At 69.1% G+C, this 14,951-nt stretch carries 13 protein-coding genes; all 13 read left to right on the forward strand.

Features of this window, described 5'->3' with window-relative positions:
- Window positions 1-66: 66 nt before the first annotated feature.
- Window positions 67-3,117 (forward strand): lantibiotic dehydratase, encoded by a 3,051-nt coding sequence (locus C4B68_RS07050; RefSeq protein WP_099498549.1) that lies wholly within the window; start codon window positions 67-69, stop codon window positions 3,115-3,117.
- A complete protein-coding gene (locus C4B68_RS07055; RefSeq protein WP_099498550.1) occupies window positions 3,114-4,337 on the forward strand; it encodes a lanthionine synthetase C family protein in 1,224 nt (407 codons plus the stop codon). The genes C4B68_RS07050 and C4B68_RS07055 overlap by 4 nt, the downstream gene beginning before the upstream one ends.
- Window positions 4,319-5,320, forward strand: a complete 1,002-nt coding sequence (locus C4B68_RS07060) for a thiopeptide-type bacteriocin biosynthesis protein (protein WP_099498551.1) — start codon at window positions 4,319-4,321, stop codon at window positions 5,318-5,320. The genes C4B68_RS07055 and C4B68_RS07060 overlap by 19 nt, the downstream gene beginning before the upstream one ends.
- Window positions 5,321-5,376: 56 nt before the next feature.
- Window positions 5,377-6,492 (forward strand): hypothetical protein, encoded by a 1,116-nt coding sequence (locus C4B68_RS07065; RefSeq protein ID WP_240634209.1) that lies wholly within the window; start codon window positions 5,377-5,379, stop codon window positions 6,490-6,492.
- Window positions 6,493-6,695: 203 nt separating this feature from the next.
- Window positions 6,696-7,934, forward strand: coding sequence for a methyltransferase, FxLD system (gene fxlM, locus C4B68_RS07070; protein WP_167459029.1), 1,239 nt, complete (start codon window positions 6,696-6,698; stop codon window positions 7,932-7,934).
- A 929-nt stretch (window positions 7,935-8,863) separates the two neighbouring features.
- Entirely contained in the window at window positions 8,864-10,417 is a 1,554-nt protein-coding gene (locus C4B68_RS07075) for an ATP-binding protein (RefSeq protein ID WP_180289134.1), read from the forward strand.
- 85 nt (window positions 10,418-10,502) lie between these two features.
- Window positions 10,503-11,006 carry a roadblock/LC7 domain-containing protein gene (locus tag C4B68_RS41780; RefSeq protein WP_167459031.1) on the forward strand — a complete coding sequence of 168 codons (504 nt, stop codon included), beginning with the start codon at window positions 10,503-10,505 and terminating at the stop codon, window positions 11,004-11,006.
- The gene (locus C4B68_RS07085) at window positions 10,993-11,403 is read left to right on the forward strand and encodes a DUF742 domain-containing protein (protein WP_099498556.1); all 411 of its coding nucleotides are present in this window, start codon (window positions 10,993-10,995) and stop codon (window positions 11,401-11,403) included. Before C4B68_RS41780 ends, C4B68_RS07085 begins: the two co-directional genes overlap by 14 nt.
- Before the next feature lie 28 nt (window positions 11,404-11,431).
- On the forward strand, window positions 11,432-11,989 hold the full coding sequence (locus C4B68_RS07090; protein WP_306510874.1) for a GTP-binding protein: 558 nt from the start codon (window positions 11,432-11,434) through the stop codon (window positions 11,987-11,989).
- Window positions 11,986-12,543, forward strand: a complete 558-nt coding sequence (locus C4B68_RS41785) for a GAF domain-containing protein (RefSeq protein ID WP_167459032.1) — start codon at window positions 11,986-11,988, stop codon at window positions 12,541-12,543. Before C4B68_RS07090 ends, C4B68_RS41785 begins: the two co-directional genes overlap by 4 nt.
- 58 nt (window positions 12,544-12,601) lie before the next feature.
- Complete coding sequence (locus C4B68_RS07100; RefSeq protein ID WP_099498557.1) at window positions 12,602-13,840, forward strand: acyl-CoA dehydrogenase family protein; 1,239 nt, start codon at window positions 12,602-12,604, stop codon at window positions 13,838-13,840.
- 51 nt (window positions 13,841-13,891) lie between these two features.
- Entirely contained in the window at window positions 13,892-14,317 is a 426-nt protein-coding gene (locus C4B68_RS07105; RefSeq protein ID WP_099498558.1) for a hypothetical protein, read from the forward strand.
- Between the two features lie 277 nt (window positions 14,318-14,594).
- The gene (locus C4B68_RS07110; protein WP_099498559.1) at window positions 14,595-14,951 is read left to right on the forward strand and encodes a DEAD/DEAH box helicase family protein; all 357 of its coding nucleotides are present in this window, start codon (window positions 14,595-14,597) and stop codon (window positions 14,949-14,951) included.

Here is a 14,951-nt window from a genome sequence, read left to right on the forward strand (position 1 = left end):
ACAGCCGATCAACGCTGCCGCCCCGGCACCACCCGTCCGCGCACCCCACAACAGGAAGGGACACCGGTGGCCCACGGAATACCCCTCACGTATCAGTGGCAGCCCGGAATGCTGCTGCGCGCCTCCACCGCTTCCCAGCCGATCCCTGTACCGGACTTTGACCTGCACGGCGACGACGCCACGATCCGCGGTCGGCAGTGGCTGGAGGAGGTATGGCGCGCCCCAGTGCCGACGGCGCTGTTCGCAGCCAGCCCCGTCCTGTGTCAGCGCGTCGCCGAGATCCTGAACGGCACCGTCACCGACGGCCGCCGTATCAGGCGGGCCGTCCGGTCTGTTGCCGCGTACCTCCTGCGGTGGAACCACCGGCCCACGCCGTTCGGGGTATTCGCCGGCGTCGCCCCTGCTGAGCCCGCTCAAGCCGCCCACATTCTGTGGGGTGAGGGGTACCGGACTGTTCTGCGGCCTGATTCCGACTGGCTGACGGACGTCATTTCTCGCCTGGAGAGCCACCCCGCTCTGCTGGCCCGGCTGACGGTCGTGGCCAACAACACCGGCCGGTCACGTGGCAACCGGCATGTGGTGGACGGGATGCCGACTGACGCGCACACCTCCGGCTACGCCCCGGTAGAGCTGTCGGTCCGCCTGACCCGGCCCGTGGCTGCTGTGCTGGAGGCTGCACGCACCCCGATCCCGTACGAGCTGCTCGTGCGCCGTCTGTCCGGGCAGTTCCCCACCGCACGCCCCGAGCAGCTCGCTGGCCTGATTTCCGACCTATTGAGCAAGCACATCCTGATCAGCAGCCTGTGGCCCCCGATGACGTCCGTCGACACGCTCGCCCACCTATGCGATGAGCTGGAGAAAGCAGACGCCATCGGCATACCCGACATCACAGAGCTGGCCTCCCAGCTCGCTTCGATCCGGGGCGGCTTGAATCACCCGGACACCGTCGCCCCTTGGACGCTCGGCGACCCGCTGACGCAGAGCATGCAGCATGTGAGTGCCACCGGCCGTGTCCCGCTGCTGGTCGACGCTGCACTGGACTGCACCGCCCACATCCCCGAAGCCCTCCTGGCCGAAACCGCCGAGGCAGCCCAGGTCATGCACCAGCTGTCGCCTCATCCGTACGGGTATCCGCAATGGCGCGACTACCACCAGCGGTTCCTCGACCGGTACGGCAACGAGGCCCTCGTGCCCGTACTGGACCTGGTCGCGGACAGCGGCCTCGGCCTGCCCGCGGGCTTCCTGGGCTCCGAGCGCGCCCGCCCGCCGTATCAGGTGACCGACCGGGACGAGAAGGTCCTGCGCCTGCTCCAGGAGGCGATGCTCGATGGGAGGCGTGAGCTGGTCCTCACCCGGGCGACGATCGCCGACCTGACCGCCGGCCACGCCGAACCGCTGCTGCCCCTGCCCCGGGCTGAGATCGCCGTGGAGATCCACGCCCCCACTCTGGATGCCGTGCAGTGCGGCGACTACCGGCTGCTCGTCACCGGAGCCCCCCGCCCTGGCAGCAGCATGCTCGGCCGGTTCGCGCACCTTCTCCCGCAGTCCGCTCAGACCGCGCTCACCGACTCTTACGCGACCGCCAGCCCCGGTGCCATCGCGGCGCAGCTGTCGTTCACCCCTCGGCGGCGCCGCAACGAGAACATCGCCCGCACCGTGCAGTTCCTGCCCTTCACCATCCCTCTCGGTCAGCACCACGAGTCCGGCCCCGGCGTGATCCCGCTCGACGACCTGGCGGTGACTGCGGATACCCGCCGGTTCTATCTGGTGCGCAGGTCAACGGGGCAGCACGTCGAGCCTCGCGTAGCCCATGCGCTGGAAGCGTCCGTCCACACACCGCCGCTCGCCCGGTTCCTGGCGGAGATCACCACCGCCCGCAGCGCCGCCTACCGGGCGTTCAACTTCGGCGTCGCCGCCACCCTGCCGTACCTGCCACGCGTGCGGTACAAGCGGACGATCCTCGCGCCTGCCCGCTGGCTGCTGTCCGCCGAGGAACTGCCCGGCCGGTCCGCCCCTATGGCCGACTGGGACAAGGCACTGGCCCGGTGGCGTGAACGGCTCTGCGTCCCCGATCACCTTGCTCTGGTCGAAGACGGCCAGCAGCTGCCCCTCGACCTCGAGCAGCACATCCACCGGGCGCTGCTGCGCGCCGGCGTGGACCGCAACCGCGTTGTCGAACTGCGTGAAAGCACCACTGCGCGGGACTGGGCATGGATCGGCCGCCCCCACCAGCTCCTGATCCCACTGGCGAACTCCACCCCCGCCGACACGCCCCGCCCGCCGGATGCCGCTGCCGCCGCGCCCGGGACGCCCAGCCAGTCCACCGTCCTGTATGCCCGGCTGTTTGCGCACCCCCAGCGGTACGACGAGATCCTGACCGGCCACCTGCCCACACTGCTCGCCCAGTTCGCCACCATGCCGCTCTGGTGGTTCAGGCGCCACCGCGACACAACCCGACCGGACTCCGAACAGCACCTGGATCTGTACCTGCGCCTCCCCGATCCAACCGCCTTCGGTCCGGCCGCCCAACTGGTCAACGTATGGGCAGGCGCCCTCAGCAGCCAACATCTGGCGTCCCGCCTGGAGTTGGCTACTTACCCGCCGCAGACCGGCCCGTACGGGCACGGCCCCGCTCTGGACGCCGCGCACCTGGTGTTCGCCTCGGACTCGGCCGCCGGCGTGGCGCAGATCCGTGCCGCTGCGGATGACGCCGCCACCGGGCAGGCCCTGACCGCTGCGAGCATGTTCGACCTGGCGGTGCGGTTCACCGGCGACGCAGATCAGGCGTCGGACTGGCTGACCCGCACTCTCCCTCAAGAACGCGGCCCCATACCCCGGGATCGAATCGCCCTGGCCCAGGCTCTGGCCGATCCCGAGCACACCGCTCTCCAAGCCCTGCCGGGCGGCTCCGAGGTCGCCGCCGCCTGGCGGCAGCGCGCTGCCGCCCTGACCGCCTACCGGCAGCAGCTGGCCACCGGGCACAACTCCGACAGCGTGCTGCGGTCGCTGCTCCACGAGCACTGCGTGCGGGCGCTGCCCGTCGACCCCGATCATGAACGCGCCACCGGACGGCTCGCCCGGGCCTGCGCCCTGCGACACCGGGAGCGGCAGCCGTGACCACCGCAACCAGCCTGGCCCTGCTGGCGGACGCCTTCGCCCGCCACCTGGCCACCCCCGTCCCGCCGCCCGAAGACCAGCCCTGGGCGGCGCAGGACTTGGCCGCCGGCGCCGCGGGATCCTCGCTCCTGCACATCGAGCGCGCCCGTACCGGAGACGGCACCTGGCAGCAGGCACACCCCTGGATCAAAACCGCCGTCGCCACCACCGTCAGCGCCGCCGACACCAGCGGCCTGTACCTGGGGGCGCCTGCGGCAGCGTTCATGCTCGACTGCGCCGTCACCGCCGAGGCACCCCGGTACCAGGACGCGCTGGCAGCCCTGGACCACCACGTGGCTCAACTCGCCCACCGCAGATGCGACGCGGCGCGGACTCGTATGCGCTACGGGCGTCCAGCCGGCTTCCACGAGTACGACATCTTCTACGGGCTCACCGGCATCGGCGCGTACCTGCTGCGCCAGTCCCCGTCCGGCACTGCGATGGCACGCGTCCTGGCCTACCTCGTACGGCTGACCCGCCCCATCCGGCACGGTGACCAGGGGATGCTGCCCGGCTGGTGGGTCGATCACCAGCCCGACCTCACCCCGTCCACCGTCGCCGCCGGCCACGCCAACTTCGGCGCCGCCCACGGGATTACCGGCCCGCTGCTGCTCCTTGCCCGCGCCTTGCGCCAAGGCGTGAGGGTCGACGGCCAGGAAGACGCCATCGACACCATCGTTCACTGGCTCGACACGTGGCGGCAGGACGGCCCCGCCGGATTCTGGTGGCCCGAGCACCTCCGCCTCGGTGAAGTCCGCGCCGGCCGTCCCGCCCAGCGCGGCCCGGCACGGCCCAGCTGGTGCTACGGCACCCCCGGCATCGCCCGCGCCGGACAGCTCGCCGCCCTCGCCCGCCGCGACCCGGCTCGCCAGCGGCTGTACGAGGACGCCCTGGTCCGCTGCCTGACCGATCCCGAGCAGCTGTCCAAGATCACCGACGCCGGCCTGTGCCACGGCTGGGCGGGCGTCTATCAGACCGCCTTCCGCGCCGCCCACGACGCTGCCGCCCCGGCTCTGCGCGCCACCCTGCCCGACCTGGCCGCCGCCCTGACCCGGCACGCCCATCCCAGCCGCGAACCCGGCCTCCTGCAAGGCGCCGCGGGCACCGCCCTCGCCCTGACCACCGCAGCTCACGACGCTGCGCCGACCTCGGGATGGGACGCATGCCTACTGATCGACTGAACCAACCCTCCCGCCTGGAAGCGACCCTGCACGCCGTGCTGGACGTCATGGCCGGCGCCGACACGGACACCGCCGCAGCCCTCGTCGGACTCGAGCCTGCCGACCTGGACGCCGCCGTCGCCGTCTACCAGCAGGCCGGGCAACAGGCTCTCGCCCAGCAGGCGGGACCCCCGGCATGGCGTCAGCTGTACATCCAGTTCACCGACTGGGACAAGGCCGAGCAGACCGCCGCCGACCACCTCGTCCCCGTCCTGGACCTGGCCCAACAGGACGGTTTGATCACCGGATGGTGGTTCATCCGTAAGCACCCGTGCTGGCGGATGCGGCTGCTCCCGGCCTTCGGGACGCAGCTCCCCCTGGCACTGGCCGACATGCTCGACGAACTCACGGCAGCCGGACAAGTCCACCGCTGGTGGCCCGGCATCTACGAACCCGAAACCGCAGCGTTCGGCGGCGACACCAGCATGACCATCGCCCACACCCTGTTCCACGCCGACAGCCACGCCATCCTCACCACAGCACATGGCAAGCTGGGCCGCCGGGAGTTGTCACTGCAGCTGTGCGCCACCCTGATGCGCGCCGCCGGACTGGAGTGGTACGAGCAAGGAGACGCGTGGCACCGCGTCACCCAGGAACGGCCCCTTCCCTCAGACGTACCGGCCGCCAAAGTCCACGCCATGGCCGACAGCCTCCGACAGCTGCTCATCGCTGACACCAGCCCCTCTGGCCCCATGCTCCAGTCGGACCGCACCCTCAAACCCGCCGCCGACTGGGTGAGCGCGTTTCGGCAGGCCGGAAGAGACCTCGGCACAGCCGCCCGGGACGGAGCCCTCGACCGGGGCCTGCGCGAGGTCATCTCCTACCACGTGATCTTCCACTGGAACCGGATCGGCCTGCCCGCCCGCACCCAGAGCGTTCTCGCTCACGCGGCACTTACCGCGATTCTGCATCCCGCTGACCCCACGGAAAGGCCGATGCCGTGACCGCGCCGCCACACCACCCACAGGCAAAGCTCCGTCGGCTCTCCAGGCGCTTCCCCTTGGTCAGCCGATCCCATCTCGTCTACCCCAGCTTCGCCGCCCGGATCGACGAAGTCCGCACCTGTGGGGAGAAGTCGGCGCAGGACGGACCGCTCCCCGACCGGATCAACCTCGCATGCGCCACCTGGAACCTAGCCGCACTGATCGCCTCCGACTGCGGGCTGACCGACCTGGCGACAGACCTCTGCCTGCGTCAGCTCCGTCTCTTCCAGACCGCATGGCCCGTCACCGGGGACACCGCCATCGCCAGCCTCCAGCCCATCGTCAACCTCGTACGGCTGACCGCCCGAACCGGCGACCCACAGGCCGCCTACCAGCAGCTCATGAGCGTGCACCACGCCGCACACAACGGCGGCACCGTGACCGTCCACGGACAGACCATCGACCTCACGGGCTTCACCACCGAAGCCACCCTGAATCACATCCAGCCCTGGCTCCACGAACTCCTGCTCGACGACGGCACCCGGCTCCTCGTCGCCACTGACCAATGGCGTCAAGCGGCAGAACACGCGACCGCCTACGACAAGGAACCCGAGCGGCTGCACGGCAGCAGGCAAGCACGCATCGTGGCGAGCCTGCGCACGGACGCTCTGGACACGGCCAACTCCCTGATCGACAAAGCCACGATCACGGAGCCATGGGAGGAAGCCGTCGCGCAGGTCCTCCGCCACTACGCCAACCACCTGGCGGGCCGCGCCACCGCAAGAGGGTTCGCCGCTGCGGCACTCGCCGTGCGGGATGCGCTGGAGCCGGACCCGCCACACCTACGCATGTTCCGGGTGCGGCTGGTCCTGGCGGCGATCGACCTGGCGCCGGAAGGCTGCGAAGTCCTCGCACGCCCCCTGTACGACGCGATCGTCAGCGACACCACACAGGCGCGCGACGCGTACGCAGCACGCGAAATCCTCCGCCACACCTTTCCACCGGCCGACGAGCGGTCACGGCACGAGCTGGAGGCGATCGTCCACGACGGCGGCCTCGGCCGGGGCACCCTGCCGGAATCGGTGCTGTCCACGATGACGCGGGCTGTCAGCACGGCTGGGGCGAGCCTCACTCAGTGCCTCACCGAGGAGGGAGGGGCATCGCCGCATGCGAGACGGCCAGGCGTCAGCTGATGCAACGACCGCCGATGCTCTGGGGGCGTGGGGCGCGTGCCGCTCTCACCCGCCACGCAATCGCCGCCTTCGACCACACCTGAGTGCTTCCGGCAAGCAGGAGGCTGAGGCATCGGCTGCGCCGCCAAGTCGCCTGTGTGGAGGCGGAAGTCACCGACGCGCCTCCCCTTCATTCCACCCCGCCAGCCCCTAACCTCGCGCGAATGGAGACCACCGTGACGCCCGTCACCGATCCCGCCGTATGGCGCGACGAGCTCGCGAGCCGCCTCGTCGACAGCGGCCACCTGCGCACCCCGGAAGTTATCGCCGCGTTCCGGGGCACCGAGCGCCATCGATTCCTCCCCGGTGTCGACCTTCAGAGCGCCTGCGTCGACGACGCCGTGGCGATCAAGCACGACGCGACGGGTGCGTTGCTTTCCTGCATCTCCGCACCCTCCATCGTCGCCACCCAGCTCGAACAACTGGGCGCCCAGCCCGGCCACAAGATCCTCGAAGCCGGGGCCGGCACCGGTTACAACGCCCGGCTGCTGTCAGAACTCGTGGCTCTCGACGGCCATGTGTGGACCGTGGATGTCGACCAGGACCTCGTCGACGGCGCGCGGAAGAACCTCGCTCAAGCCGGGGCCGCAAACGTCACCGTCGCACTGTGCGACGGCGCCGCCGGTCTGCCCGAGCATGCGCCCTTCGACCGCATCCAGTTCACGGTCGGAGCCGGGGACATCCCCGTGCAGATTCTCGACCAGCTCGCCCCCGGTGGACGCCTCGTCATCCCGATGCGAATTCGCGGCAGCATCTCCCGCAGCTTCGCGTTTGAACGCGACGGCCAGACCTGGCGGACGGTCTCCACCGAGATGATGACGTTCGTCCCCCTGCGCAAGGGCGTCTGCGACGACGTCCGAACCATGGTCGATATGGCAGGTGAGGGCGACGTGCGCTTGGAGACCTACAGCGAGCAGAGCGTCGACCGCGAGGCGATCCGCACCGTCCTGGACCAGCCCCCGGCCGAGATCTATACCAACGTGAAGTTCCGCAAGGGTGACTCCTACCAGTGGCTCTACCTGTATCTGGCATACGTGCTGCCGAACGGCCTGTCCCGGATGCCGGGGTCCCGCTCCGGCCTCATCCCGAACTTCGGCTGGGGCTCGATGACCGCACTCGACAATGACTCCTTGGCCTACCTCACGAAGCAGGAAGGCGAGGACGAGCACGGCACGTTCTGGCAGATCGGCGTCATGGGCCACGGTCCGCGCGCCGCTGAACTTGCCGACCAGGTCGCCACCGAAATCAGCGAGTGGAACCAAGACTGGGGGAACAACTCACCCGAACCCAGCTTCCGCATGGCCGTCGGTGACGCCCGCAACCAACTGACAGCCTCCGAGCCACGCTTCGTCATGGACAAGCCCTGCAGCCGCCTCGTCGTCGACTGGCCCCGCAGGAGTTGAGCCGACGATGCCATGACAGTGATGGAGAGAATTTCAGCACGGTTGACCAGCAGCACCGAACATGCAGAGCAGCGGTATTTCCCGTTCTGGGCGCCAACACCCTTGTGCACATGTAATTTTCACAGGTTTCTGACCTGAGAGCATCGTTTACTTCCCTGGTTTACCTGTAAAATCAAAGAAGGCCGGAAACGGTCACCCGGGCGTCGCGGACATGACGCGAGACGACAAGTCTGCGCCCCCGGAGGACATCGTGCCCGCCCCGTTTCCCGCCTTAGCCGGTTTGTCGGCCCATCTCAGCCGCGCCCGGACCAATGCGGTCACCAGCTGCGCAGGCGCGCCGTCCGTCAGGCGCGCTGACGCCTCAAGTCCCGCATTCACGCGGGGCATTGCCGCCGACCCGATTGGTAACGCGGGGCCCCTCGGACGCACTCGCCCAGCAGAAACCCAATTCCGTGAGCATCACTGTCTCCCTGGTTGTTGTGCTGGCCGTCATGGTGTGGCTGCTGATCCGCAAAGGCGGCCTCAAGGCCGGCCACGCAATAGCGGCCGTACTCCTCGGCTTCTATCTCCACGACAGCTCGCTCGCTCCGTCCATAAGCCGCGTCGTACAGAGTGCGGTCGAGACGATAAGCGGGATCCGTATGCAGACCGGCCGCCAGGGCACCCTCATAGGCCGGGGCCGTACGCCGCCTCCCCCGTCGGCTGCTGTACGGCGCGTGTGCCCCGGCGGCCACTCCCACCCGAGTCCCGGCCCGGTCGCCCCTGTTGCCCTCCCCAGACCGCTGCCGGCCATCCGTTCCTCCCTGTCAAGGCCACGTTCGGCGAGGTCACCCATGTCTGATCTGTCATGCCCGCGCCCGAACAGCCACCGACGTGGCCAACGGCGTGAACGCGGGGCTGAGCCCCTCAGCACCGAGAAGGGGTTGAGGTTGCGGCTGCGGCTGCTGGTGCTCGGGCCCTTGCTCACCGTAGTGGTGTTGTCCTCGGCGTGGGCTACGCAGGCGCCCGGTGGCATTCCTGCGGGGTGGCTGGCGCTGGCAGCCGCGCTGGGATGCGTCGGCGTGATCCTGGTCATCGACCGCATGGCCGTCAGGATGGCGGGCGAGCTTCACCGGCAGCGCACCAACTATGACGACCGGGTCCACGGCTGGCTTCGCCGGTACAAGTCCCTGGCCGAGGACGGCCCGAAGAACATCAGCGTGTTGCTGGAGCAGCTCGATCGCGGTGACCAGCCCGACTTCCCGGACTTCGGGTCGACGAAGCCGGCCCAGCCGCCGAACGATCCGTGGCGCGAGCTGGAGTCTCTTCTGATCGGGGCGAACGAAGCAGCGTGGATGGCGGTGGTCAACCGCAAGCAGGTCGAGCTGGCGTCGACGCTCGTCTACCTCGCGGGGGGCCTTCAGACGCTCGTCGTACGTGCCCTGGGCATTGTGACCGAACGCACGAAGCACGTGTCGGATCCCGACGAGCTGCACACGCTGTTCGATCTGGCCAACCTGCTCAGGCGCATCCGTCGGTCAGGGGGCCGTTTGGCGGCGCTGGGTGGTGCGAAGTCGCGTCAGGTCAACCAGCCGGTCCCGTTGCTGGACGTGTTGCGCGGCGCCGCCGGGGAGATCGAGAAGTACGCCCGGGTGCGCATCCCCCTGCCGAAGATGGCTGTGCAGGTTCCTGGTGTCGCTGGCCCGGACGTGATCCACATTCTGTCCGAGCTCGCCGAGAACGCGACGCTGTGCTCGCCGCCCGAGACAAAGGTGTTCGTGCGAGCCGAACCAGTAGGCGCGGGACTGGCCGTGGAGATCGAAGACCGGGGCTGGGGGCTGAACGACGACCTGCTGCGCGAGTCCAACCGCCTGCTGGCCGATCCGCAGGCTTCGGACCTGTCCGAGCGGCTCAGACAGCGGCAAGTCGGGCTGCTGGTGGTCGCGAAGCTCGCCCGCCGGTACGGCATCAAGGTCGAGCTGCGAAGGAACATAACCGGCGGTACGACAGCCCTCGTGGTGGTGCCCTGGAGCCTGCTGGAAAAGCCGGGCGAGATCGAATCGTCGGGGCCGGCAGTGTCTGACAACCGGGCCGAAAGCATCCCGCCGTCGTCCACCGCCGACGCTGCCTACCGCGGTGCAATGCCAAGGGCCGCGAGCGGTCCTCGGCCGAGCTTGGTGGTCGCGGAAGGCTCGGCTCCCTCGGTGCCCCGGAAGGCTCCGGTGCAGCACGCCGCGGAACGGGCCGCTGTCCCAGCTGTCCACGATGCCTCGGCGGCACGCAGCACCCCGCCCGGCACAAGGCCGGCTCTTCCCCAACGCCCCAAGCGGCAGCAGCCCCGCGAGGAAGCCGCCCTCGACGAGCCACGCGAGGAACCACCCATCCCGCCCCAAGCGGACTTCGTGTCCAACATCACCGGCGCGACCCGCCGGGCGGAGCACGACTGGCAGGCCGACGCTCCACAGCAACCTGCAGCGGGACCGTCGAGCCAGCCCACGGGCTAGAGACCCGCTACCCCAATCCCCCACGCACCGCGCCAGGTTCGCCGTGGCGCCGACCGTACAAGGTACGGAGATACGGAGATTTTCGATGACCGACGAGACGAGCACGAGCCGCCCGGGGCAGGTCCTGGGCTGGCTGTTCGAGCCGCTGGTCAGCCTGCCCCACGTGGTCGGGGCGGTGCTGGCCTCGCAGGACGGCATGGTACTGGCCTACGCGGGCCTGGACAGCGACGAGAAGGAAGCAGAGACGAAGGCCGACCGGATGGCCGCCGTGATCTCCGGGATGCACGGCGTAGCCCACGGGGTCGCCGAGCTCAACGGCAGCACGGGCCGGGATCTGGAACAGGTCTTGATGAAGCACAAGACCTTCTCCGTGATCGTGATGCGCGCCGGGCGCGGCGTGCCGACAGAGGTGTCACTGAGTGCTGGACGGGATCCGGCACGCGTTGACAGCGTTCTGGGGGTGTGGACCACGTGGGAGGCGGACGAGGGTGCCGTCGCCTACGAGATGGTGCAGACCATCCGGCGGATGGGTGAGCGGCTGAGTACGCCGGCCCGTGTCAGCGGAGCTCACGCCGGTGCCGGCCAGTGAGATGGCGAACTTCGGCGGTCCGGCATGGACCTGTGAGGACGCCGAGGTTCCCGGCCTTTATGTCCTGACCGACGGCCAGACAACTCCCAGTCATCCGCTGGAAGTGCAGACGATGCTGGTAACCGAGGAGACCGGGCTGGCCATCACGCTCGGGCCGGAAACCCAGCGTGCCATCGAAGTGTGCCGGGGACAGCCGACGACGGTAGCCGAGATCGCCGCCCTGATCGAGGTCCCCCTGCAGATCACCAAAGTCATCCTGTCCCGGCTCATCGACGCCGGTGCACTGATCACCGTTGCATCGCGACCCGGCGCCCCTGCCGACATCTCACTTCTGGAGGCCGTCCTTGAGGGACTCCGCAAGCTCACTGTCGAACCTGCCGCCGCCCCCTCGTGCTAGTGCTGCCCCGGCCACGTTGAAGGTCGTCGTGGCGGGAGGGTTCGGCGTCGGCAAGACGACGTTCGTCGGTGCCATCTCGGAGATTGCACCGCTGCGCACTGAGGCGCTGATGACCGCGGCCTCCGAGGGCATCGACGACGTTTCCCTCCTGGCCGACAAGACGGGAACCACCGTGGCCATGGACTTCGGCCGGCGCACCTTCCCTCCGCCCGCGCACGTGGTCTTGCTGCTGTTCGGCACTCCCGGGCAGGACCGCTTCTTCTTCATGTGGGACGAGCTGACCCGGGGAGCAATCGCTGCGGTCGTCCTCGCCGACACCCGGCGGTTGAAGGACTGCTGGCCCGCGGTCGACTACTTCGAGGAACGCGACATCCCCTTCCTGGTCGCGGTCAACGAATTCGACGGCGCCCACCGCTACACGCCGGACGAGGTCCGGGCCGCGCTCGAGCTCTCCGACGAAGTACCGGTCTTGGTCTGCGACGCACGCAACACCGCCTCCGTGGCCGGCGTGCTGTTCCACCTCGTCGAATACGCGCTCTCCCGCACCCGCAATCACCCGCACATACTTCAAGGAGCCCCCCTGTGAACGACGCCTTCGGCCCCGGAGCCAGCCAGCCGTCCGCCCTGCTCGCCCAGAGCCAGGGGCCCGACTGGCAGACGCAGTTGCCGGCCAGCTTCGACCCTGCCGCTCCTGCCATCGGCGCGCTCGACACCTTCGCCAAGACGGTGGCGGATGCGGCCGGCACCCCCTACGGCATCGTCAACTTGTTCGGCGAGCGCGAGCAGGTGTTCGTCGGCGTGGCCAATCCCACCGGCAGCGACCTTCCCCTGCTCGGCCGGAGCATGCCGTACACCCACGGGTTCTGCCCGCACGTCGCCACCCTGGGCCAGCCCTTCGTCCTGCACGACACCCTCGCCTACGCCGAGTTCGCCAGCAACCCGGTGATCGACGAGTTCGGCGTTCGTTTCTACGCTGGCGCTCCCCTCATCGACCAGCACACCAACAAGGCGCGGGGCACCGTCTGCTTCATCAGCCCCGAACCCCAGCCGCGTTCCACAGCCCGCGAGCACTGGCAGCTCGTCGGACACCTCGGGGGCCTCCTCATGGGCGCCCTCTCCCTGCGTACTCAGCCGCAGTAGCAGCACCCGCTCACCCGGCCGCACAACCCGCGACCACCACCCCGAGGGGGAGACAACGATGCCCACGATGTCGTCCACGACTCCGGATCTCACGCCCGACTACGAAGCCCTGGCCCAGCACTTCGACGAGTTCGCCGCCGCGGAAGTCACCCCCCGAGTCCAGCGCATGGAGTCCTCCCCCCAAACCGTGGAACGCGACCTGGCCCTGCTCATGGCCGAGCAGGGATGGTTCGGCGCCACGATCCCCCGCCAATACGGCGGTATGCATGCGGGACATCTCGCCAAAACCCTCATGATCCAGCGCGTGGCACGGGCCTCGGGCGCGGCCGGCGCCATCCTGCAGGCGAGCCAGCTGCCCACATCGATGATCATCCACTTCGGAAGCGACGAGCAGAAGGCCCTGCTGCTGCCCCAGGTCGCCTCCGGGGACACGCTGCTGTCGATCGCGGTGACCGAAGAGGAGACCGGCAGCCATGTGCTCGGCATGGAGACCACCGCCCGCCGCGACGGCAGCGACTGGATCATCGACGGCAGCAAGGTCCACATCGGCAACAGCCACATCGCCCACGTCCACTGCGTCATCGCCCGCACCGCCTCCGCCGAGAAGGCCGGCTCCCGCGCCCTGACCGCCTTCCTCGTCGAACACGACCGCGACGGGCTGACCGTCGAACCGCACCGACCCTCCCTCGGCCTGCACGGCTTCAGCTTCGGCAAGCTCACCTTCGACGGCGTCCGAATACCCGAGGCCAACGTGATCGGCGAAGTAGGCGATGGCAAAGACATCGCCTACAGCAGCAGCATCCTCTACGGCCGACCCAACCTCGCCGCGGTGTCCCTCGGTATCCACGAAGCGATCATGGAATGCGCGGCCAGCTTCCTTGAGAGCCGCCGCCGCTACAACGGCACCCTCGCCGACCTCCCCGTCCTGCGCGACCGGGTCGGCGACATGAAGTCCCGGCTGATGGCCAGCCGCGAGCTCGCCTACCTCGCCGTACGCCTGCTCGACTCCGGCCGCACCTGCGACGACCGGCTCATCAACTCCAAGTACCTGAACCACAAATGGGCCGTTCAATCGGGCCAGGACGCCATGGAACTGCACGGCGCCCACGCCCTGCGCACGGACTACCCGCTCCAGCGGCTCTGGCGGGACGTCCAGCACACTTACTCGCCCGCCGGAACCGGTGAGGTACAGCGCCAACGCCTGGCCGAAACCGAGCTCGGCGCACCTCCCGTCCAGTGGTCCGAACGGCTCGCCGCCAAAACCTCGCTCTTCCTCCCCACCAGCACAGCCGCCTGACTCCCGAGCGACTTCCGTTCCTCCTCTACTCAGCCGACACGGAGCACCTCCATGACGAGCACAACTCCCGCCGTACGTACGGCCGACACAGATGTGTCCGCGTTTCTGGTCGGGGCGCGGCGGGAGCTGGACAGCATCGCAAACCGGGGCATCGTCTCCGCCCCACGTGCCGTCGCCGACACGCTCACCACGCTGGAGGAGCTCGCCCCCGCCCTGATTCCTCACGCCCGTGCCCTCGCCGCAACGCTCGGTGAAAAGGAACGGTCCGAACTGCACGAGCTCATCGAACGAACCGAGCGCCGCTCCGCCGCCCGGCCGCGGGCAGACCTGGCATACGAACATCTGCTGGTGCTGGTCAGCCAGTTGCAGGAACTACTGCGCCAACTGGAGCGAGCGCACGGCATCGCTTGCCGACGCACAAAGGCGGGCGCCGCCAAGCGCCGCAGCAACCAAGACTCCACCAGACCACAGATGTAGCGCCCTGCACGTGGCTGTATGCGGTGCCCCGTCCTGTGCAGTTGCCGTCTGCCTCGCCCCTTTCACCGGCGAATGACACTGCTCGAGCCAGCAGTGCCCAATCGAAATCTCCGCAGCATTCGCGGCCGAGCCATGAAGCCTCAGTTTCCCGAAGCGCCGCTCGCACCAGACCGACCACCATGCTCACGCACCGCAGCCCCCGCCTAAACCGCGCTGGGGCGCCGACAACGGCGGCCCACCACATGCCGCACCTCGGACATCGTACGAAGAGGAATCCGTGCCCACCCCTGTCATCGATCACACCGGCAGCGCTGTACCGCAACTGTGGCCGCACCAGCAGGAGCTGGTCTCCGCCGCCGCCCGCACGCTCAGCACCGAGCCCCGGACCACAGGCGTTATGGCGTGCGGTCTCGGCGAGACGCGCGCCGCCTGCGAAGTCGCGCACCTCGTCGCTGCCGACGACCGCGTGTTGATCGTCGCGCCCACCATCGACCTGGTCGGTCAGATCCTGCGCGACTGGAAGGACTACCGAGGCGCCGCCCATCTTGGCCGCGTCGTCGCCGTGTGCTCCGACGACAGTGCCCTCTCCTGGACCACGACGGCCGGCCGCTGGTCCCCCAGCCGACGATGGTGA

It is taken from the genome of Streptomyces dengpaensis, assembly GCF_002946835.1.
Lineage (GTDB): Bacteria > Actinomycetota > Actinomycetes > Streptomycetales > Streptomycetaceae > Streptomyces > Streptomyces dengpaensis.